The following is a 1,043-nucleotide window of genomic DNA, read 5'->3' as shown; positions in this document are numbered from 1 at the left end:
TCTTGGAGCAGGCGGCCTGGAGGAGGTTTTCTTTTTTTTCATGATTGAAACGGTTAAGAATGAATCAAAAAATTACCGCTTTTGGGCTGCTTATCGGAGAAACTACCGCAGGTTTAGTGCAACACGGTGTAAAAAAAATAGCGGTTTAAGCTGTGGTAGAATCTGCAAATCGTTTTCCATCTTCGTTTGTAGCTGAAAGTTTATCGGTTCAAAATCCGCTACTTCTTTTACACCAAACCGTTGCAAGTCTAGCCCTTCCGAACCTGTTTTGGAAGGGCGTTTTTGTGGCTGCGAATACTAGTGAACGAACCTGGCGACTGGGAGGAAATGCTTTTTGATACAATTCTTTCTGATCGAAGAGTCCCACGCTTTGGGACGTTTGCCTCCCCTTCCCTTTATTTGCCGGATGGCAGAATCAATGCACCAACTGAATCTTAGAAAAGCCCGACCTGAGGACGCCAGCGCAGTCTGGGAGATCATCGAGCCCATCATCCGAGCGGGGGAGACCTATGTTTTTTCTCCAGACACGCCAAGGGAAAAGATGTTGGACTACTGGCTTGGAGCCGACAAAGACACCTACGTGGCGGTGCTGGACGGCGAGATCCTCGGGACTTTTTATCTGAAGGCCAACCAACCCGATCGCGGTTCCCACGTGGCCAATGCCGGCTATATGGTGGGGGAGAAGGCGCGCGGTAAAGGCATCGCCAAAGCCATGGCGGAGTTTTCCTTTGTGGAGGCCAAGCGGCTCGGCTACACGGCCATGCAGTTTAACTACGTCATCTCCAGCAATACCGTCGCCGTGCAGCTTTGGCAAAAAATGGGCTTCAAGATCGTCGGGCAGGTTCCTGATGCATTCGCCCATCCGGGGTTGGGGCTGACGGATGTGTATGTGATGTATCGGAAGCTGTGAGTATCTAGTGACAATGCCTAAATAAAGTTGTCACATTTGTTGGTTGTCCCAACAATCAGACAAGATGAAAAACGGACTTAAGATTAGGCAAAGGAGAACGTTCAGTGAAGCATTACGGAAGCAAATAGTGGGT

Annotated in this window: 2 protein-coding genes; both read left to right on the top strand. The window is 49.4% G+C overall.

Annotation, left to right across the window (positions count from 1 at the left end):
- On the top strand, nt 1–196 hold a 196-nt coding region (locus J0A68_RS22405; RefSeq protein ID WP_206580496.1), incomplete at its 5' end, for a hypothetical protein.
- A gap of 222 nt (nt 197–418) precedes the next feature.
- Nucleotides 419–910: a GNAT family N-acetyltransferase gene (locus J0A68_RS22400; RefSeq protein ID WP_206580495.1), complete on the top strand. Its 492-nt coding sequence runs from the start codon at nt 419–421 to the stop codon at nt 908–910.
- Nucleotides 911–1,043 lie beyond the last annotated feature (133 nt).

This window comes from Algoriphagus oliviformis (assembly GCF_017254915.1).
In the GTDB taxonomy this organism is placed as follows: domain Bacteria; phylum Bacteroidota; class Bacteroidia; order Cytophagales; family Cyclobacteriaceae; genus Algoriphagus; species Algoriphagus oliviformis.
This window is presented reverse-complemented; position numbering and strand designations above follow the sequence as displayed.

What these genes read in the sequence shown, in the direction of transcription:
- J0A68_RS22400 (WP_206580495.1), top strand. Translation starts at nt 419, where the DNA reads ATGCACCAACTGAATCTTAGAAAAGCCCGACCTGAGGACGCCAGCGCA.